Annotated in this window: 15 protein-coding genes; 6 read left to right on the top strand and 9 right to left on the bottom strand. The window is 69.2% G+C overall.

The window, feature by feature from the left end; genetic code table 11:
- The first annotated feature begins 26 nt into the window (after positions 1-26).
- Positions 27-1,214, top strand: a complete 1,188-nt coding sequence (locus ASD38_RS16860; protein WP_056439393.1) for an acetyl-CoA C-acyltransferase — start codon at positions 27-29, stop codon at positions 1,212-1,214.
- A gap of 152 nt (positions 1,215-1,366) precedes the next feature.
- On the opposite strand, the gene ASD38_RS16855 is transcribed toward ASD38_RS16860, so the two are convergent.
- Positions 1,367-1,996: a DUF3617 domain-containing protein gene (locus ASD38_RS16855; protein WP_056439390.1), complete on the bottom strand. Its 630-nt coding sequence runs from the start codon at positions 1,994-1,996 to the stop codon at positions 1,367-1,369.
- A 78-nt stretch (positions 1,997-2,074) separates the two neighbouring features.
- Between ASD38_RS16855 and ASD38_RS16850 the strand changes: the two genes are divergently transcribed.
- Positions 2,075-2,344: a GNAT family N-acetyltransferase gene (locus ASD38_RS16850; RefSeq protein WP_056439387.1), complete on the top strand. Its 270-nt coding sequence runs from the start codon at positions 2,075-2,077 to the stop codon at positions 2,342-2,344.
- Between the two features lie 87 nt (positions 2,345-2,431).
- Here the strand turns inward: ASD38_RS16850 and ASD38_RS16845 are convergent, their stop codons facing one another.
- On the bottom strand, positions 2,432-3,295 hold the full coding sequence (locus ASD38_RS16845; protein WP_056439383.1) for a LysR family transcriptional regulator: 864 nt from the start codon (positions 3,293-3,295) through the stop codon (positions 2,432-2,434).
- 109 nt (positions 3,296-3,404) lie between these two features.
- Between ASD38_RS16845 and bla the strand changes: the two genes are divergently transcribed.
- From bla to ASD38_RS16830, 3 genes are all read left to right on the top strand, one after another.
- Positions 3,405-4,304, top strand: a complete 900-nt coding sequence (bla, locus tag ASD38_RS16840) for a class A beta-lactamase (RefSeq protein WP_056461760.1) — start codon at positions 3,405-3,407, stop codon at positions 4,302-4,304.
- Positions 4,305-4,438: 134 nt separating this feature from the next.
- Positions 4,439-6,949 (top strand): MASE1 domain-containing protein, encoded by a 2,511-nt coding sequence (locus tag ASD38_RS16835; protein WP_056461757.1) that lies wholly within the window; start codon positions 4,439-4,441, stop codon positions 6,947-6,949.
- Between the two features lie 166 nt (positions 6,950-7,115).
- Positions 7,116-7,757 carry a glutathione S-transferase family protein gene (locus tag ASD38_RS16830; RefSeq protein WP_056461754.1) on the top strand — a complete coding sequence of 214 codons (642 nt, stop codon included), beginning with the start codon at positions 7,116-7,118 and terminating at the stop codon, positions 7,755-7,757.
- 108 nt (positions 7,758-7,865) lie between these two features.
- Here the strand turns inward: ASD38_RS16830 and ASD38_RS16825 are convergent, their stop codons facing one another.
- From ASD38_RS16825 to ASD38_RS16795, 7 genes are all read right to left on the bottom strand, one after another.
- Positions 7,866-8,435 carry an OmpA family protein gene (locus ASD38_RS16825; protein WP_056439370.1) on the bottom strand — a complete coding sequence of 190 codons (570 nt, stop codon included), beginning with the start codon at positions 8,433-8,435 and terminating at the stop codon, positions 7,866-7,868.
- Between the two features lie 328 nt (positions 8,436-8,763).
- Positions 8,764-11,358, bottom strand: coding sequence for an ATP-dependent chaperone ClpB (clpB, locus tag ASD38_RS16820; RefSeq protein ID WP_056461751.1), 2,595 nt, complete (start codon positions 11,356-11,358; stop codon positions 8,764-8,766).
- A gap of 95 nt (positions 11,359-11,453) precedes the next feature.
- Positions 11,454-12,191 carry a M48 family metallopeptidase gene (locus ASD38_RS16815; protein ID WP_056461749.1) on the bottom strand — a complete coding sequence of 246 codons (738 nt, stop codon included), beginning with the start codon at positions 12,189-12,191 and terminating at the stop codon, positions 11,454-11,456.
- Between the two features lie 93 nt (positions 12,192-12,284).
- Positions 12,285-13,715, bottom strand: a complete 1,431-nt coding sequence (locus ASD38_RS16810; protein ID WP_056439360.1) for a M20/M25/M40 family metallo-hydrolase — start codon at positions 13,713-13,715, stop codon at positions 12,285-12,287.
- Positions 13,716-13,848: 133 nt separating this feature from the next.
- Positions 13,849-14,970 (bottom strand): DUF4167 domain-containing protein, encoded by a 1,122-nt coding sequence (locus ASD38_RS16805; protein WP_056439357.1) that lies wholly within the window; start codon positions 14,968-14,970, stop codon positions 13,849-13,851.
- Between the two features lie 296 nt (positions 14,971-15,266).
- Entirely contained in the window at positions 15,267-16,115 is an 849-nt protein-coding gene (prmC, locus tag ASD38_RS16800) for a peptide chain release factor N(5)-glutamine methyltransferase (protein WP_056439354.1), read from the bottom strand.
- Between the two features lie 57 nt (positions 16,116-16,172).
- Complete coding sequence (locus tag ASD38_RS16795) at positions 16,173-16,934, bottom strand: MOSC domain-containing protein (protein ID WP_156390755.1); 762 nt, start codon at positions 16,932-16,934, stop codon at positions 16,173-16,175.
- A gap of 103 nt (positions 16,935-17,037) precedes the next feature.
- On the opposite strand from ASD38_RS16795, the gene ASD38_RS16790 reads away from it, so the two are divergent.
- On the top strand, positions 17,038-18,303 hold the full coding sequence (locus ASD38_RS16790; RefSeq protein WP_056461743.1) for a YihY/virulence factor BrkB family protein: 1,266 nt from the start codon (positions 17,038-17,040) through the stop codon (positions 18,301-18,303).
- Positions 18,304-18,325: the final 22 nt, after the last annotated feature.

Raw genomic sequence — 18,325 nt, 5'->3', positions numbered from 1 at the left:
CGATTTTCCAAGGCCGGAGCTTATCCATGTCCAACGCCGATCCCGTCGTCATCGTCTCGTTCGCCCGCACGCCGATGGGCGGCTTCCAGGGCGCGCTGTCCGGGGCCAAGGCCACCGAGCTGGGGGCGACGGCGGTGAAGGCGGCGATCGAGCGGGCCGGCGTCTCGGGCGAACTGGTCGAGCAGATCTTCATGGGCTGCGTCCTGCCCGCCGGTTTGGGCCAGGCCCCCGCCCGCCAGGCGGCGGTCGGCGCCGGCCTGCCCCTCTCGGTCGAGGCCACCACGGTCAACAAGATGTGCGGCAGCGGCATGCAGGCCGCGATCATGGCCCACGACGCCCTGGCGGCCGGCAGCGCGCAGATCATCGTGGCCGGCGGCATGGAGAGCATGACCAACGCGCCCTACCTGCTGACCAAGCACCGCTCGGGCGCCCGCATCGGCCACGACCAGATGATGGACTCCATGTACCTGGACGGGCTGGAGGACGCCTACACCCCCGGCAAGCTGATGGGGGCCTTCGCCGAGGACAGCGCCGCGACCTACCAGTTCGGCCGCGAGGCCATGGACGCCTACGCCGTGGCGGGCCTGGCCAAGGCCCAGAAGGCGGTCACGTCAGGCGCCTTCGAGGCCGAGATCACCCCGGTGACCATCACCACCCGCAAGGGCGTCGAAACGGTCAGCCAGGACGAGCAGCCGCTGAAGGCCGACGCCGCCAAGATCCCGACCCTGCGCCCGGCCTTCAGCCGCGACGGCGGCATCACCGCGGCCAATTCCAGCTCGATCAGCGACGGCGCCGCCGCCCTGGTCATGACCCGCGAGAGCGTCGCCAAGCGCCTGGGCCTGCCGATCGTCGCCCGGGTGGCCGCCCACGCCGCCCACGCCCACGAGCCGGGCCTGTTCACCACCGCCCCCGTGCCGGCCATGCGCAAGGCGCTGAAGAAGGCCGGCTGGGAGGTCGCCGACGTCGACCTGTTCGAGGTCAACGAGGCCTTCGCCGTGGTCGCGATGATCGCCCAGCAGGAGCTGGGCATCGATCCGGACAAGCTGAACGTCAACGGCGGCGCCTGCGCCCTGGGCCACCCGATCGGCGCGTCGGGCGCGCGCATCCTGTGCACCCTGATCGCGGCCCTGCAGGCGCGTGGCGGCAAGAAGGGCCTGGCGTCCCTGTGCATCGGCGGCGGCGAGGCCACGGCGATGGCGGTGGAGCTGGTCTAGAGCGCATCGACGTTCAGCGTCCGAGACGAAAACCTCGTCCTTCGACAAGCTCGGAATGAGGTTTTTCTACCGCCGCGGCCTGCAAAAAGGTCCTCATCCTGAGCTTGTCGAAAGACGAGGACCTCGCACCGAGCGTCAAATGTCGCCCGCTCCTACCCCGCCGAAACCGTCTTGGTCAGCAGATTCATCCGCCGGCCGCCCGGCATCTCGACGTCGCCGCCGCTCCACCCGGCGGGACAGGCCCCCGACCACTCGGCGGTCATGTTCATCTTGTGCTCGCCGTTCATCGCCGGCTGAGCCGCGCCCGTCGTGGTGCTGGTGACGTCCATCACGTAGCGGGTGTTGAAATCGCCCGCGACGTGAATGGTGCTGTCGGTCTTGCCGGCCGCGCCCATGTCGCAGGCCGAGACCACCGTCCAGCCGCCGTCCATTCCGCGCGTCATCGACTTGCGCTGGCAGCGCTTGTCGTCGCCCTGACTATCCAATCCCATTTTCTCGTCGCTGGTCTCGTCGACGCAGAAGCGGAAGCTGCGCGTGAAGCCCTGCGCCTTGAGGGTCATGGTCTGGGTCCACAGGCCCGGCTTGCGCTTGGGCCAGGACGGCATGGTCGGGGCGGGCGCGGCCGGCGCGGTCGCGGCGGCCTCCCCCGTCACCGTCGACGGCGCCGGCGATGTCGCCGTCGCGGCCTTGGGCGTCTCCGCCGTCTTGGTCCCGGACTTCTGGCCGCAGGCGGCCACGGCCGCCAAGGTTCCGAACGCCACAAACACCGCTAGAGCCCGCATCGCCCACCTCTTTCGTGCGTTAGCCCCCAGGCCCATAACAACCTTGGCGCGCCGCGCCGTCCAGCCCATATGCGAGTCATGACAGACGCCTTCAGCCACAACCCCGCCAAGAGCCGCTACGAACTGGAGGTCGACGGGCGCATCGCCTTCGCCGACTACCAGCGCAGCGGCCATCGCCTGGTGATCCCCCACGTCGAGGCCGATCCCGCCCTGCGCGGCACGGGCGCGGCTGGCCGCCTGATGGGCAAGGTCGCCGAAACCGCCCGCAGCGAGGGCATGAAGATCGTGCCGCTGTGCAGCTACGCGGCGGCGTGGCTGAAGCGGAACGATCCGGAGATCATCGCTTAGGCCGACCGGGGACATGCCCTCGCGGCGTGTCCCCATCAGCATCCACGGCGCCAAGACAGGGGACACGCCGCAAGGGCATGTCCCCGGCTAAACCTGCTCGGCCAGCCAATCCCTGAACGCCGCCAGCGCCGGCGTGACCGCTCGCGACTTCAGCCAGGTCAGCCAGTACATCCCCGACCCGACCTCCAGGGCGAACGGCCGCACCAGCCGGCCCTGCTCCAGGTCGCGGGCGAACATCATCGACGGGGCCAGGGCCACGCCCGCCCCCTGCATCGCCGCCTCGACCATCACCCAGGAGCTGTCGAACACCGGCCCGCGGATCGGCGGCGGGGTCAGGCCGGCGGCGGCGAACCAGTCGGGCCAGTCGTCGGCGCGGTAGCTGCGCAGCAGAACCTCCGACTTCAACGCCTCGGGCGTCCTGAGCCGCTCGGCCACGGCCGGGGCGCACAGCGGCGTCATCGGGGCGGCGAACAGCGGCACGGCCTGGGTGCCGTGCCAGGCCCCGTCGCCGAACCGCACGGCGCAGTCCAGCCCCTCGCCGGCGATGTCGATGCGGTTGTTGTTGGTGAACAGACGCAGGTCGACGAACGGGTGGGCCTCGCGGAAGGCGGGCAGGCGCGGCAGCAGCCAGCCCACCGCGAAGGTGCCCACCACCCCGACGCTGAGCACCTCCATCACCCGGCCGGCCGAGAACCGCTCCAGCACCTCGCCCATGCGGTCGAAGCTGTCGCGCACCGTCGGCAGCAGGGCCAGGCCCTCGTCGGTCAGGGCCAGGCCGCGCGGCAGGCGGCGGAACAGGGTCGCGCCCAGCCGCTGTTCCAGACCCTTGACCTGGTGGCTGACGGCGGCCTGGGTCACGCACAGTTCGATGGCCGCCCGCGTGAAGCTCAGATGCCGGGCCGAGGCCTCGAAGGCGCGCAGGGCGTTCAGGGGCAGTTGCGCGCGGCTCATCTCGACACCCAAATTTTCTAGGGCCAAAATTTTCTAGGGTCTGCGCCGAAGTATCATCGTTTGATCCGGGGGTCACTCGTCGCTCATCCTGCGGGCCATGGAGAACCCGATGATCGACAGACGCCAAGTATTAACGGCTCTTTCCGCCGTCCCCGCCCTTTCCCTCGCCGGTCCGGCCGCCTCGGCCACGACGGCGCGACTGACCAGCGGCATTAGCCGGGGTATCGTCGCCCTGGAGGCTCGCGGCGGCGGCCGGCTGGGCGTGTCCGTGCTGGATACGGCTGACGGCAAGACCTTCGCCTATCGCGGCGACGAGCGTTTCGCCATGTGCAGCACCTTCAAGGCCCTGGTCGCGGGCCTGGTGCTCCGGCGGGTGGACCAGGGCCTTGAGCGGCTGGATCGGCGGATCGTCTACGGCAAGAGCGTGCTGCTGGCCCATTCGCCGGCCACCGAGAAGCATGTCGGCGAGGGAATGACGGTCGGAGCCCTCTGCGAGGCGACGGTCACCCTCAGCGACAACGCCGCCGCCAACGTGCTGCTCTACACTTTCGGCGGGCCGCCGGCCCTCACCGCCTTCCTCCGCGGCCTGGGCGACAAGGTCACCCGCCTGGACGGCTACGAGCCCGAGCTGAACGTGGTCCGCCCCGGCGAGATCCACGACACCACCTCGCCCAACGCCATGTTGGCCACCCTGCGCGCCCTGACCCTCGGCTCGACCCTGTCGCCGGCCTCGCGCCGGCAACTGATCGCCTGGCTGGTCGCCAACCAGACCGGCGACGCGCGCCTGCGGGCCGGCCTGCCCGCCGGCTGGAAGGTCGGCGACAAGACCGGCAGTTGGGGCGACGACAAGATCGGGACCACCAACGACATCGCCGTGATCTGGCCGCCAGGTCGTTCGCCCCTGCTGATCACCGCCTATCTGAGCCGCTCGACGCTGGGTAACGACGGGCGCAACGCCGTGATCGCCGAGGTCGCGCGCCTGGTCACGGCGGCGGGCTTCGGGTCGTAGGCTCTCAAATACAACCTCAGGGGCGCGGCGATGAGCCACGTCGCAAGCCACTGTTCTTTAAGCCCTTTGCCCTAGTCGTGTCTGACGGTTCGCCTTAGCTTGGATGGAGCTGGGCAACCCGCGAAAGCAGGGTGATGACAGAGACGACCTTTTCGGCCTCCACCGGGCCAATCTGGAAGTGGACAGGCGGCGACTTCCTGAAGACCGCGGCCCTCGCCGTGATCGCGGCGACCGGCTACGCCCTGCTGGCCTATCTCTGCGTCGAGTTCCCCCGCAACTACGATCAGGTGGCGCCGATCTGGCTGTCCAACGGCTTCGGCGTGGCCTGCCTGCTGTCGTGCCGCAACCGCCACTGGCCGGCCGTGCTGCTGGGCTGCCTGGTCGGCGGTCTGGCGGCCGGGGCCCATGTGGGTGACCTCGCGACCGTCAACATCGTGCTGGTCAGCTGCAACATCATGCAGATCTTCGCCTGCGCCTGGGGCATGCGCCGAATCTGCGGCCCGGAAATCGACCTGGGCCGGGCCCGCGACATGATCGCCTTCGCCCTGATCTGCGGCCTGGCCGCTCCGATCGCCACCGGAGTGGTCGCCGCCACGATCCACACCGCCATGCGCGGCGGCGCGTTGCTGGCCAATATCGGCGTCTGGTCGCTGGGCGACATTCTAGGCCTGATGACCATCACTCCCTGTCTGCTGGCCCTGGTGCGCGTGCGCCGCTACCTGCGCGAGCGGCCGCTGTCGATCTCGGGCGTCGGCAGCCTGGTGCTGCTGCTGGCGGTGACCGTCTACGTCTTCACCCAATCCCGCCCCCTGCTGTTCATCGTGCCGCCGGTGATGCTGGTGGTCGCCTGGCGTCTGGAAGTGCTGGGCGCGGCGCTGAGCGCGACCCTCGTGGCGGTCGTGGCGGTGATCTTCACCATGGCCGGTCACGGCCCGATCACCCTGCTCCGGACCGGATCGTCCGACCAGGCGATCGTGCTGCAGCTGTTCCTGGCCACGGCGATCTTCATCAGCCTGCCCGTGGCTTCGATCCAGCGGCACCGTCGCCAGATGCTGCAGAGCATGACCGAGGCCAACGCCGCGATGGTCCGCAGCGAGGCGCGCTTCCGCCAGCTGGCCGAGAACGCCCAGGACATGATCATCCACAGCAACATGCGCGGGATCATCCAGTATGCTTCGCCGGGCTGCCTGCAGATGACCGGCTTCGCGGCCGAGGAGCTGGTCGGCCGCGAGGGCATGTTCATCGTCCACCAGGACGATCGCGACGCCGTGCGCGCCATTGTCGTCGAGCAGTTGGCCCAGTTGGCCGACCATCACGACGCCGGCCCCCGTCGCATCGAGTACCGCGCGCTCCGCAAGGACGGCCAGATGATCTGGCTGGAATCGCGCCCTGGCCTGCAGCACGATCCGCTGACCGGAAAGGTCACCGGCATCACCGACATCGTTCGCGACGTCACCGAGCAGAAGGCCATGGAGCGCCAGCTGCGCGAGGCCCGCAACGAGGCCGAGGCCGCCGCCGCGGTGAAGGGCGAGTTCCTGGCCAATATGAGCCACGAGCTGCGCACGCCCCTGACCTCGGTGCTGGGCTTCGCCCGTCTGGTCGACGACGAGCCGGACCTGTCGCCCGACGCGCGCCGCTTCATCGGCCGGGTCCTGAGCGGCGGCAAGGCGCTGCTGACCACCATCAACGACATCCTCGACTTCTCGAAGCTGGAGGCCGGTCAGCTGGAGCTGAAGCTGGAGCCCGTCGCCCCCGCCTCGCTGATCGAGGAGGCGCTGGACCTGTTCTCGCTGGAGACCGAGGCCCGAGGCGTGGCCCTGCGCACCGAGGGCCTGGAGGCCCTGCCGGCCGATCTGCTGATCGACGGCGGCCGGCTGCGCCAGGTGCTGCTGAACCTGATCGGCAACGCGGCGAAGTTCACCGAGGCTGGGTCGATCACCGTCACGGCCGCCTATGACGACGCCGCCGAACGGCTGAGCGTCTCGGTGCTCGACACCGGCCCGGGCATCGCCACCGAGGACGTCGACCTGCTGTTCCGCCGCTTCTCCCAGGTCGACGCCGGCCTGACCCGCAAGCATGGCGGCACGGGCCTGGGCCTGGCGATCTGCAAGGGCCTGGTCGAGGCCATGGGCGGCCAGATCGGCGTCGTCAGCGTTCCCGGCCATGGGGCCTGCTTCAGCTTCGACGTCGTCGCCCCCTCGACGGCCCAGGCCGAGGCCAGCTCGGCCCAGGAGGCCGCCCCGCCGCTACTGCCGCCCGCCTGCCGGGTGCTGGTCGTCGACGACAATCCGGCCAATCGCGAACTGGTCAACGCCATCCTGACCGCCATGGGGGCCGAGGTGGCCGAGGCCGTGGACGGCGAGGAAGGCGTGGCCGCCGCGGCCGCCCGTCCGTTTGACGCCATCCTGATGGACCTGCGCATGCCGCGCCTGGACGGCGCCCAGGCCGCCCTGCGCATCCGCGGCGAAGGCGGACCCAACGCCGCGACCCCGATCATCGCCTTCTCGGCCGACGCCCGCCCAGGCGGTCCAGGCGGGATCTTCGACGGCGCGGTGTCCAAGCCGATGACCGTCGCCGGCCTGATCGACGCGCTCAACACCGCCATGGCGTCGACGCCGGCCAGGACGCTCGAAGCCTCGGCCTGAACACCCTCGAAGAACATCGATCGTCGAGATTGCGCGAGAGGCCGTGCGCGCTAGGATCGCCACCCCGGAGCGTGACAGCCGAAGGTGGATGCCGGTTTCGGCGCCCGTCACGCTGCAGATGTTTGGACGAGCCTGTCCTTCGGACAGGCTCTTGGAGCCCATCCCCATGAGCGACGAACTCGTCTTCTACACCAACCCGATGTCGCGCGGCCGCATCGTCCGCTGGATGCTCGAGGAAGTCGGCGCCCCCTACCGCACGGTGGTGCTGGACTACGCGTCCACGATGAAGGCGCCCGAATATCTGGCGATCAATCCGATGGGCAAGGTGCCGGCGATCACCCATCGCGGCGTGACGGTCACCGAGGGCGCGGCGATCTGCGCCTATCTGGCCGACGCCTTTCCCGAAGCGGGCCTGGCCCCGCCGACCACCTCGCCCGCGCGCGGGACCTATTATCGGTGGCTGATGTTCGCCTGCGGGCCGGTCGAGGCGGCGGTCACCAACAAGTCGATGGGCTTCGTCGTGCCGGACGACCGCAAGCCCATGGCCGGCTACGGCTGCCTGGAGGACACCCTGAACGCCCTGGAACAGGCGGTCGCCGGCAAGACCTATATCGCCGGCGACAAGTTCTCGGCCGCCGATGTCTATGTCGGTTCGCAGATCGGCTGGGGCATGATGTTCGGGTCGATCGAGAAGCGCCCGGCCTTCGAGGCCTACTGGGCCGGCATCAGCCAACGCCCGGCGGCCAAGCGGGCCGCCGAGATCGACGACGCGCTGATCGCGGCGGCGAAGGAAGCGGCGGACGCCTGACCCGATCGCGGCCCGACAAAAAAATCCGCTCATCCCGGCCAACGTCGGGTGAGCGGACAAGGAAGCGGTGATCGCCCGGCGTCAGTCCGGCCGGGCGATGATCGCGTTCTAGGCCAGGACCTGGATCACCACGCGGCGGTTCTGGGCGCGGCCGTCGGGGGTGTCGTTCGGGGCCACCGGATCTTCCTCGCCGTACGAGATCGTCGCCATTCGGTTCAGCGGCACGCCCTGCTTGCTGAGGAACTTGCGCACCGTCTCGGCCCGCTCGTTGCCCAGGGTCTCGTTGTACTTCGGATCGCCGGAGGCGTCGGTGAAGCCCTGGATTTCGAGATAGACGTTCTTGTTGTCGCCCTTCAGCTTCGAGGCGAAGTCGGCCAGGCGCTGCTCGGCTTCCGGCGACAGTTCATGCCGGTCGAGCGGGAACTTCACCGAGTCGTCGCTCAGCACCACCGAGTACAGGAACTTGCCCTCGGCCAGCTTGTGGGCGTCGGTCGCGCGCTTCAGCGCTTCCTGGCTGGTGCGGTCGACCTCGGCCACCTTGGCGTCGGTGGCGTCGACCCGCGTGTTCACCGCGCCGACCTGTTCGTTGACGAAGCCCTTGGTCGCGCAGCCGCTGACCGACAGCCCGCCAGCCACCAGAGCGCTCACCATCATCATCTTATAATTTACGCTAATCATGGGACACCCTTCCACCTTTGCTTCAACACCGAGCACCAAGCTGGACCGTCAGACAGTCCAGCAGCGGCGCTTCGTCAGTTGAAAATCGACATTCGAAAGAGGCGAATTCTGGGCCTGTTCTGGACAGACTTGGCCATTCCCACGAACATCTCTACGCCGCTTCTTAGTAACGCGCGCGTACGCAAAACCCGGCCAAAGGTTCCCGAGAAATATTTGCGATATGTGAGGGGCGAGAGGTCATCCTGAACCTCTTTTTCGCGCTCCGCCAGACCCAAAAACGGGCGCGTCCGTGGGACGCGCCCGTATGGGATTCGCCGGCGGGCGACGCTTACTGCAGCGTCGCCTTGCCGATCGCCAGGCCGTCGGAGCCGGCGCCGACGGCGATCACTCCGCCGTCCTCCAGCTCGCCGGCCAGCAGACGCTTGGCGATCGGGTCGACCAGGTCCTTCTGGATCACCCGCTTGAGCGGGCGCGCGCCATAGACCGGGTCGTAGCCCTTGTCGGCCAGCCACTGCAGAGCCTCGGCGTCGAGCGCCAGGGTCATGCGGCGCTCGGCCAGCATCTTCTCCACCCGCTGCAGCTGGATGCGGACGATGTCGCCCATGTTCGCGCGGCTCAGCCGCTTGAACAGGATGATCTCGTCGATCCGGTTGAGGAACTCGGGGCGGAAATGACCGCGCACCATGTTCATCACCATCGGCCGCACGGCCTCCACATCCTCGCCGTCCTCCTGGTTGGCCAGGAACTCGGCGCCGAGGTTGGAGGTCATGATGATCAGGGTGTTCCTGAAATCGACCGTCCGGCCTTGCCCGTCCGTGAGACGGCCATCGTCCAACACTTGAAGCAGAACGTTGAAGACGTCCGGGTGGGCCTTCTCGATCTCGTCGAACAGCACCACCTGGTACGGACGCCGGCGCACCGCTTCCGTCAGCGCCCCGCCCTCGTCGTAGCCGACATAGCCGGGAGGCGCGCCGATCAGCCGGCTGACCGAGTGCTTTTCCATGTATTCCGACATGTCCATGCGGGTGATCGCATGCTCGTCGGCGAACATGAACTCGGCCAGGGCCTTGGTCAGCTCGGTCTTGCCCACGCCCGTCGGGCCCAGGAACAGGAACGAGCCGATCGGCTTGGACGGGTCGTGCAGGCCGGCCCGCGCGCGGCGCACCGCGTCGGACACCGCTTCCAGCGCCTCATCCTGGCCGACGACGCGGCCGCGCAGGGCGTCCTCCATCTTCAGCAGCTTCTCGCGCTCGCCTTCCAGCATCTTCTCGACCGGCACCCCGGTCCAGCGGCTGACCACGGCGGCGATCTGCTCGGCGTCGACGACTTCCGGCGTCAGGGCCTTCTGGGCCCCGGCCCCGGTCTCGCCGGCCTCGGCGTCGGCCAGACGCTTCTCCAGCGCCGGGATCTCGCCGTACTGCAGCTGGCCGGCGCGGGCGAAGTCGCCGGCCCGTTGGGCGGCGGCCAGGTCGGCGCGCAAGCGATCCAGGGCCTCGCGGGCCTGGGCGGCGCCGCCGACCTTGTCCTTCTCGGCTTTCCAGCGCGCGGTCATCTCGTCGGACTCGATCTGCAACTCGTCGATCTCGTCCTCGAGCTTCTCCAGCCGCTGCTTGGACGCCGCGTCGGTCTCCTTGGACAGGGCCTCGCGCTCGATCTTCAGCTGCACCAGGCGGCGGTCGATCTCATCGAGTTCTTCCGGCTTGGAGTCGATCTGCATCCGCACCCGGCTGGCGGCCTCGTCGACCAGGTCGATGGCCTTGTCGGGCAGGAAGCGGTCGGCGATGTAGCGGTTGGAGAGCGTGGCGGCGGCGACGATGGCGGAGTCCGAGATCCGCACGCCATGGTGCACCTCGTACTTCTCCTTCAGGCCGCGCAAGATCGAGACGGTGTCCTCCACCGTCGGCTCGCTGACGAACACCGGCTGGAAGCGACGGGCCAGGGCCGCGTCCTTCTCGACGTGCTTGCGGTACTCGTCCAGCGTGGTGGCGCCCACGCAGTGCAGCTCGCCGCGGGCCAGGGCCGGCTTGAGCAGGTTGGAGGCGTCCATCGCCCCGTCGCTCTTCCCGGCGCCCACCAGTGTGTGCATCTCGTCGATGAACAGGATGATCGAGCCCTCGGCCGCCGTGACCTCGCCGAGCACGGCCTTCAGCCGCTCCTCGAACTCGCCGCGATACTTCGCGCCGGCGATCAGGCTGCCCATGTCCAGCGACAGGAGCTTCTTGTCCTTCAGGCTCTCGGGCACGTCGCCGTTGACGATGCGCTGGGCCAGGCCTTCGACGATGGCGGTCTTGCCGACCCCGGGCTCGCCGATCAGGACGGGGTTGTTCTTGGTGCGGCGCGACAGGACCTGGATCGTACGGCGGATCTCCTCGTCGCGGCCGATCACCGGATCGATCTTGCCGTCGCGGGCCGCCTGGGTCAGGTCGCGGGCGTAGCGCTTGAGGGCGTCATAGCCTTCCTCGGCCGACGCGCTGTCGGCGGTCCGGCCCTTGCGGACGGCGGCTGCGGCGGTCTCCAGACCCTGGGCGGTGGCCCCGGCGTCCTTGAGGATCTTGGCCGCGTCGCCGCCTTCCTTGGCGAGGGCGATCAGCAGGCGCTCGGTGGTGACGAAGGCGTCGCCGGCCTTCTTGGCGCCCTCCTCGGCCGCGGCGAACACCCGGGCGGTGTCGGGCTTCATGTAGAGCTGGCCGCCGGCGCCGTCGACGCGGGGGGTCTTGGCCAACAGGGCGTCGGTCGCCGCGTCGGCCGCGTCGGGCCGGCCGCCGGCGCTCTGGATCAGGGCGCGGCCCAGGCCGTCCTTCTCCTCGAGCAGGACCTTGAGCAGGTGTTCGGGGCCGAGCTGCTGGTGCCCCTTGGCCAGGGCCAGGCTCTGCGCCGACTGGACCGCGGACTTGGCGCGGTCGGAATAGAGGTCGATCTTCATGGTATCCCCAGTTCAGGCGGATTTGACCCAGTCGCCTTGATCAAGCGCAACTCGGTCCACGGGGATTTAGGTGTGGCCGATCAGCCACACAAGGCTCACCAGCCCCGTTGGGCGATATAGTTTTCCAGGGCCGCGATCCGAGTGGCGTCCGAAGGGTGGGTCGAGGTGAATTGCGGGGCGCTGGATCCGCCCTGGGCCTGCATGTGCAGCCACAGGACCACCGCCTCGCGCGGGCGGTAGCCGGCCCGCTGCATGAAGTCGACGCCCAGGCGGTCGGCCTCCAGCTCCTGCTTGCGCGAAAACGGCAGCAGGAAGCCGTACTTGGCCGCGTCGCCGCCGTAGCTGGAGATGGCCCGGGCGGTGTCGCCGCCGGTGGCCGCGCCCAGCACGCCCAGCAACAGGCTGGAGGCCACGGTCTGCGACTGGCGCTCGGCGGCGTGATGGGCGATGACATGGCCGGTCTCGTGGCCGATCACGGCGGCCAGCTGGTCGTCGTTGTCGACGATCGTGAGCAGGCCGGTGGTGACGCCGACATGGCCGCCGGGCAGCACGAAGGCGTTGGGCGCGGTGTTCTCGAACACCGCATAGTCCCAGGGCTGCTGGCCCAGGCCGGCGGCGTCGACCACCCGTTGCCCCACGGCGCGCACGCGGGCGTTGGCCCGCCGGTCCGTACTGACCGTGCTCTTGGCCAGCGCCTGGTTCCACGCCTGCTCGCCGGCCTGGGTCAGGCTGTCGTCGTTGACGATGGTCATCTGCTGACGACCGAGTTCGGGGTTGTAGGCGCAGGCGGACAGGGCCAGGGCGGCGGTGAGGACAGGCAGGATCGGGCGCATGACGGAGTTCCGACGGGCTATCGGGAAAACTTAGGTGCAACACCTACCATTGTCATCCTGAACGGCGCCTGTCCGAGACAACCGCCGAAAGGCTCACTTCCCGTCGGCGTACAGCTTGACCACCTCGTAGAGGAACTGGCGGCCGTTCATCAGCGCCTTGACCTGGATGCGCTCGTTCAGGCCGTGGATGTGGTCGCCGTCGACGCCCGCCATCAGGCCCGACAGGCCGTAGGTCGGCACGCCGGCGGCGTTGGTGAAGCGGCCGTCGGTGGCGCCGGTCAGCATGGCCGGGACGAACGGCACCCCCGGCCAGATCTTGGCCGCGACCTTGGTGGCCGGAGCCATGATCCGCGGGGTCAACGGCGGCGGCGGGCTGACCGGGTCGGGTTCGTCCGCCAGGGTGATCTTGATGGCCGGGTCGGCGACGATCTTTTCCAGCTGGTCGCGGATGACCGCGGGATCGTTGCCCGGCAGGATGCGGCAGTTGACGTTGGCCTTGGCGCGCTGCGGCAGGGCGTTGGGCGCATGGCCGGCCTCGACCATGGTGGCCACGCAGGTGGTGCGCATCATGCTGTTGCGCCCCGGGTCGCGGGCCAGGATGGCGGCGGCCGCCGCGTCGTTCGGATCCTTGACCATGGCCCGCATGGCGTCGGCCACCTCGGGATCGGGCTCGATCTTGGCGTTCTGCTCGTAATAGCCCTTGGTGGCGTCGTTCAGGGCGATCGGGAAGTCATAGGCCCCCAGCCGCGCCAGGCCGCCCGCCAGGTGGTAGATCGCGTTGTCCTTGATCGGGCGCGAGGAGTGGCCGCCCGCGTTGGTCACTTCGAGATTGTAGTCCATGTAGACCTTCTCGCCGACCTGGATGCCCAGCAGCCGGGGCTGGCCCTTCTCGTCCAGCTGGCTGTCGTCGCCTTCGTTGAGGGCGAAGTCGGCCTTCAGGGTCTCGGGATGGTTCTCCAGCAGCCAGGGCACGCTGTTGAACGGGTCGCCGCCTTCCTCGCCGCAGGTCAGGGCCAGCTTGATGTCGCGCTTGGGCTGAAAGCCCTCTTTCTTGTAGCGCACCAGGCTGTCGGTGAAGATCGCCGCCATGGCTTTGTCGTCGCTGGCGCCGCGGGCGTAGAAATAGCCGTCCTCCTCGACCAGCTTGAACGGGTCGCGCACCCAGTCCTCGCGCTTGGCCTCGACCACGTCGATATGGGCCAGGAGCAGGATGGCCCCGGCCTTGGGGTCCTTGCCGCGCAGGGTGGCGACCAGGGCGCCGAACTTGGGATGCTCGGGCGGGAACAGCACGCGCACGTCGCTGTCGGGGAAGCCCGCCGCCTTCAGCCGCGCGCCCATCGCCTCGGCGGCCGCCGTGCAGCTGCCCACCGAGGCCGTGGTGTTGATCTCGACCAGCTCCTTGTAGAGCCCGCGGAAGGCGGCTTCGCCAGAGTCCTTGGGAGCGGACTGAGCTCTGGCCCCGGTCGCGACCAGGGCCGACAGGGCGGCCGCCGTCAGGAGAAAGGTCTTGGTCTTGCCGCGCATGGTCGCCCCCGAACTGTGAGGAGGCGAGGCTAGGCGGGGTTCGGCGCCGAGCGCAATGGGGGCGGAGCCAAAACGACGTCAGCCCCCGACAAGGTCGGGGGCTGACTGAAGATCAGTCGATGCTTGAAGAAGTCTAGACCTCTTCGGACTCCGGCGCGGCGCTGCCTTCGAAGCTGCGCGGGGCGCGGCGACGCTTGGGCTTGGCCGGAGCAGCTTCCGCGTCGGCCGCCAGCACCGACGAGGTCGAGACCGGACCGGTGTCCACGGCGCTCTCGGCGCGGGTCGACTTGCGGCCCAGGAAGGCCGGGGCGTGGCTGACGTCGCCGTCCTGGCCCCGCAGCAGCGGCGAGGCCTGGGCCTCGCTGGTCAGCGGCGTGGCCTGGGGCTCGATCACCGCCATCGGATCGCGGTCGCGCGGCGCGCGGTCGCGGCGCGGACGCTCGCGGCGGCCTTCGCCCCCTTGGTTGTCACGAGCTTGAACCTCGACGCCTTCGGCGGCGGCGGGACGATCCTCGCGCGGACGCTCGTCGCGGAAGCGGTCTTCCCGCGGGCGGTCGTCACGGGGGCGGTCGTCACGGGGACGGTCTTCCCTCGGACGGTCGTCGCGCGGGCGATCATCGCGAGGACGGTCATCCCGGGGGCGATCGTCGCGGGGCCGGTCGTCGCGGGGCCGGTCCTCGCGGTCGCGCCAACGGTCGCGGCGGCCTTGGCCCTGACCCGGCTGGCCGTCGAAGCGGTCGCGGCTTTGGTTGTTGTCGCGGGGACGGTCGTCGCGCTGTCCGTCACGGGGACGATCGTCGCGGGGACGGTTCTCGAACCGGTCGCGGCGCTGCTCGCCGCCCTGGCCGTCGCCGCCCTCGCCCTCGGCCGGAGCCTCGGTCTGGGTCGCTTCGGGGGTTTCGGGCTGCTCTTCCGGTTCGGCCTCGAAATCGATCTCGTAAGCCGAATAGGCGTCCTTGCCGATGATGTCGCTGACCGGGCGATTCGGCTGGATGGCTCGCAGGACGCGGAAATAGTGCTCAGCGTGCTGCAGATAGTTCTCGGCCAGCACCCGGTCGCCGGACGACGTCGCGTCGCGAGCCAGCTGCTGGTACTTCTCGTAGACGCTCTGGGCCGCGCCGCGCACCTTGACGCCTTCGGGGCCGTTCGAATCGAAGGCCCGGTTGGCGTTGTGCTGCTGAGGCTTGCCGCCGCTACCCGCTCCGCCGCGATTGTTGCGGCCGCGCTGGCGCTTCATGCCCTTGAAATCTCTCATCTTCTCTTCTGAACCTGTCCGGCGGCGATCTGCGCGTCCGGTGTTTGGCCTCTGGAGCGGGGTGGAACCCTGTTAGGTTCTGCCTTCGATGTTCTAGAGACGTTGGTTTCCGTAGAGCCTCCGCCCGGTTCGGGCGCGGCGATCAGCCGGGTCGGCCGTTCGCGCCTGCCGGGGGAGCCTCGCGGTCATCTAGACGACCGCTTTTCCCTTCACCCGGCGTTTTGGAAGGAGACGTTACTCGTCTACCGCCTCACGTCAGGGTTTCCAAGGAATTTTTCAATCAGGGACTTTGGCGGCTATTTGGTACCGGTGACAACGCGGTCGTTGACGGACAGATCCTTGATGGTCCGCACGTTCTGGGCGCCGGCCTGCTTGAACAGGGTCTCGACGTCCTCGGACTGGTCGTAGCCGATCTCGACGGCGAACATCGCGCCGGGCTTGAGCACCCGCAGGATCTCGCCGGCCAGGAACCGGTAAGCGTCCAGGCCGTCCGGACCGCCGTCCAGGGCCAGGCGCGGCTCGTGGTCGCGGACCTCGGGCTCCAGGGTCTCGATCACGTGGGTGGCGATGTAGGGCGGGTTGGAGACCACCAGGTCGAAGCTGTCGTCGCCCAGGCCGTTGGTCCAGTCGCCGCGCAGCAGGGCCACGCGGCCGGCCAGGTCGAGATTGGCGGCGTTCTCGCGGGCCACGGCCAGGGCCTCTTCCGAGACGTCGACGCCCAGGCCCTTGGCCGCCGGACGCTCGGCCAGCACCGCCAGCAGGATCGTGCCCGAACCGACGCCCAGATCGAGCATGTTGAAGCTCATCTGCTCGGGAAAGGCCTTGAGCACCTCGTCGACGATGACCTCGGTCTCGGGGCGCGGGGTCAGGACGTTCTTGTTGACCTGCAGCAGGATCTTCCAGAACCCCTTGCGGCCGATGATGTGGCTGACCGGCTCGCGGCGCGCGCGGCGGTTCAGGAAATCATCCAGCGTCGCCATCTGCGCCTCGGTCAGCACGCGGTACGGGTCGGTGATGATGTCGGTGCGGGTGACGTTGGCGGCCACTTCCAGCAGCAGGCGAGCGTCGATGGCCGGCTGATCGATCTGAACGTTCTTCAGACGATCCTTGGCGGCGTTCCAGGCTTTGACGAGGGTCAGGGTCATGGGCGGCGTCTTACTCCGCCTCGCGCGCGGAGGCGACCTTTTCGGGCTCAAATTTCCTCAATCGAGATTGATCTCGTCCCCCTCGGCCACCGCCCCGCCCTCTTCCACCTTCAGATAAACGCCGCACAGCATGTGGCCGTAGTGGTCGAACAGGGCCTTCACTAGGTCGATGTCGCGCTCGGCGGTGATCGGGTCGACATGGGTGGCGGCGCAGCGGACGATCGGCTTGAGAACCTCCGCCCTCGCCTCGCCCACCCGCATCGTCCGCCCGGCCCAGTCGTTCTCGACCCAGGCCGGCCAGCCCTCGACATAAAGGTTGGCGCGGAAGCGCAGGGGATCGACCGGCCGGCCCAGCCGAGCCTCCAGGTCGCGGACGCTGGCCAGGTTGACGATGGAGACGTAGCCGCTGCGGCTGTCCATGAATCGATGGTCGCCCGGCCCCTCGACCACGCGCAGCGGCCCCTGGACCGCCTCGCCCAGCAGGTCGGCCAGCCAGGACTCGAAGCCGCGCCGGCCCTCGGCCTCGCGCAGGTCGCCGGCGAAGTCCGGCCGGTCCTCGGCCCGGGCGGTGAACACGCCGGTCGCCGCGTCATAGGCGGTGCGGGCCTTGGCGACCTCGGGGATCTTGGCCAGCACCGTGAACTTCATCTTCGAGACGTGGGCCGGGGCGGCGGGATCGAAGCCGCTGGGCCCGTCCTCGACGGCGTAGAGCCGGTCGCAGGGAAAGCACCGGCCGGCCGTCAGTTCGGCCCCTTCCAGGCGCTCGGGCGTGAACCCCTTGACGGGATGGCGATAGAGGCTAGCGATCCGGGCGTGCATGGCGCGCAAGGTCGGCGACGACTCAGCGCTTGGCAAGCCAAGCTCGCTGGGGCGCGCGGAACGGAGCGGCGCGCGGCGTGTTCCTCCAGCGGAGGGCCCGACCATGACCGACAACGTTCCGCGACGCCCGTTCCGGTCGTGGATCGCCTCGCGGCCCTATCACCTGGCGCCCTGGATCGCCCTGCTGGCCCTGGTCCCCTTCGTCCTGCCCAAGCCGAGACCCGGCCATGCGCCGAACGAGACGCCGCTCGACCACCCGCCCGGCCTGTCCGAGGACCGGGCCATGCCGCCGCACGACTTCGACAAGGCCGAGCCGATGCGCGGCCGCGCCGCCCGGCATCCGCACCGCATTCCCGTCCTGGGCTGGCGCGACATCCTGTGGCGCACCTTCCGCGAAATCAGCGTCGACCGCCTGCCCGCGGTGGCAGGCGGCGTGACCTTCTACACCCTGCTGGCCATCTTCCCGGCCATCGGCGCGTTCGTCTCGCTGTACGGCTTGTTCGCCGACATCGGAGCGGTCGAGAAGCAACTGCAGGAGATGTCGGGCGTCTTCCCCGCCAGCGTCGTCAACATCATCGGCGAGCAGATGCTGCGCCTGGCCAGCCAGGAGCAGGCCAAGTTGGGCGTGGCCTTCGTGCTCAGCCTGCTGCTGTCGATCTGGTCGGCCAACGCCAGCATGAAAGCGCTCTTCGACGGCCTGAACGTCGCCTATGACGAGGACGAGAAGCGCAACTTCGTCACCAAGACGGCCTGGACCTACGTCTTCACCCTCTGCGCCCTGCTATACGCCGTGGTGTTGGCCGGCGTGCTGATCGCCGCGCCGATCCTGCTGGAGCGGGTGGGCCTGAGCGCCGCGGCGGTGATCTGGATCCCGCTGCGGTGGCTGATCGTGCTGGGGGTGACGGCCCTGGCCTTCGCGATGCTCTATCGCTTCGCCCCCTGCCGCGCCCGACCGCGCTGGCGCTGGGTGATCTGGGGTTCGATCTTCGGCGCCGCGGCCTGGCTGCTGGGCTCGCTGGGCTTCTCGGTCTACGTCAACCGCGTGGCCCACTACGACGCCACCTACGGCCCCCTGGGCGCGGTGATCGCCTTCATGGTCTGGATGTGGTTCTCGATCATGACCGTGCTGGTCGGGGCCGAGCTGAACGCCGAGATCGAGCACCAGACCGCCATCGACTCCACGACGGGTCCGGAAAAGCCGATGGGCGAGCGCGGGGCGGCCATGGCCGACACCGTGGGCTTGGCCTTCCACCCCTGGGAGTTCATCCAGCGCGAGGCGGGCACGGTGAAGCGGGTGTCCGGGCGCTACTGGGGCCACGCCCGCGGCTTGGGGCGGACAAAGCCGCCGCCGGAGCCGCCGCCCAGCTGAGCCTTGCGAAAAGGCGGGGCCT

This window comes from Caulobacter sp. Root487D2Y, from assembly GCF_001427165.1.
Lineage (GTDB): Bacteria > Pseudomonadota > Alphaproteobacteria > Caulobacterales > Caulobacteraceae > Caulobacter.
The sequence above is the reverse complement of the archived record's forward strand: the minus strand, read 5'-3'. Positions and strand labels throughout refer to the sequence as shown.

Coding starts and splice junctions, on each gene's coding strand:
- ASD38_RS16860 (WP_056439393.1), top strand. CDS start 27: ATGTCCAACGCCGATCCCGTCGTCATCGTCTCGTTCGCCCGCACGCCG.
- ASD38_RS16855 (WP_056439390.1), bottom strand. CDS start 1,996: ATGCGGGCTCTAGCGGTGTTTGTGGCGTTCGGAACCTTGGCGGCCGTG.
- ASD38_RS16850 (WP_056439387.1), top strand. CDS start 2,075: ATGACAGACGCCTTCAGCCACAACCCCGCCAAGAGCCGCTACGAACTG.
- ASD38_RS16845 (WP_056439383.1), bottom strand. CDS start 3,295: ATGAGCCGCGCGCAACTGCCCCTGAACGCCCTGCGCGCCTTCGAGGCC.
- bla (WP_056461760.1), top strand. CDS start 3,405: ATGATCGACAGACGCCAAGTATTAACGGCTCTTTCCGCCGTCCCCGCC.
- ASD38_RS16835 (WP_056461757.1), top strand. CDS start 4,439: ATGACAGAGACGACCTTTTCGGCCTCCACCGGGCCAATCTGGAAGTGG.
- ASD38_RS16830 (WP_056461754.1), top strand. CDS start 7,116: ATGAGCGACGAACTCGTCTTCTACACCAACCCGATGTCGCGCGGCCGC.
- ASD38_RS16825 (WP_056439370.1), bottom strand. CDS start 8,435: ATGATTAGCGTAAATTATAAGATGATGATGGTGAGCGCTCTGGTGGCT.
- clpB (WP_056461751.1), bottom strand. CDS start 11,358: ATGAAGATCGACCTCTATTCCGACCGCGCCAAGTCCGCGGTCCAGTCG.
- ASD38_RS16815 (WP_056461749.1), bottom strand. CDS start 12,191: ATGCGCCCGATCCTGCCTGTCCTCACCGCCGCCCTGGCCCTGTCCGCC.
- ASD38_RS16810 (WP_056439360.1), bottom strand. CDS start 13,715: ATGCGCGGCAAGACCAAGACCTTTCTCCTGACGGCGGCCGCCCTGTCG.
- ASD38_RS16805 (WP_056439357.1), bottom strand. CDS start 14,970: ATGAGAGATTTCAAGGGCATGAAGCGCCAGCGCGGCCGCAACAATCGC.
- prmC (WP_056439354.1), bottom strand. CDS start 16,115: ATGACCCTGACCCTCGTCAAAGCCTGGAACGCCGCCAAGGATCGTCTG.
- ASD38_RS16795 (WP_156390755.1), bottom strand. CDS start 16,934: ATGCACGCCCGGATCGCTAGCCTCTATCGCCATCCCGTCAAGGGGTTC.
- ASD38_RS16790 (WP_056461743.1), top strand. CDS start 17,038: ATGACCGACAACGTTCCGCGACGCCCGTTCCGGTCGTGGATCGCCTCG.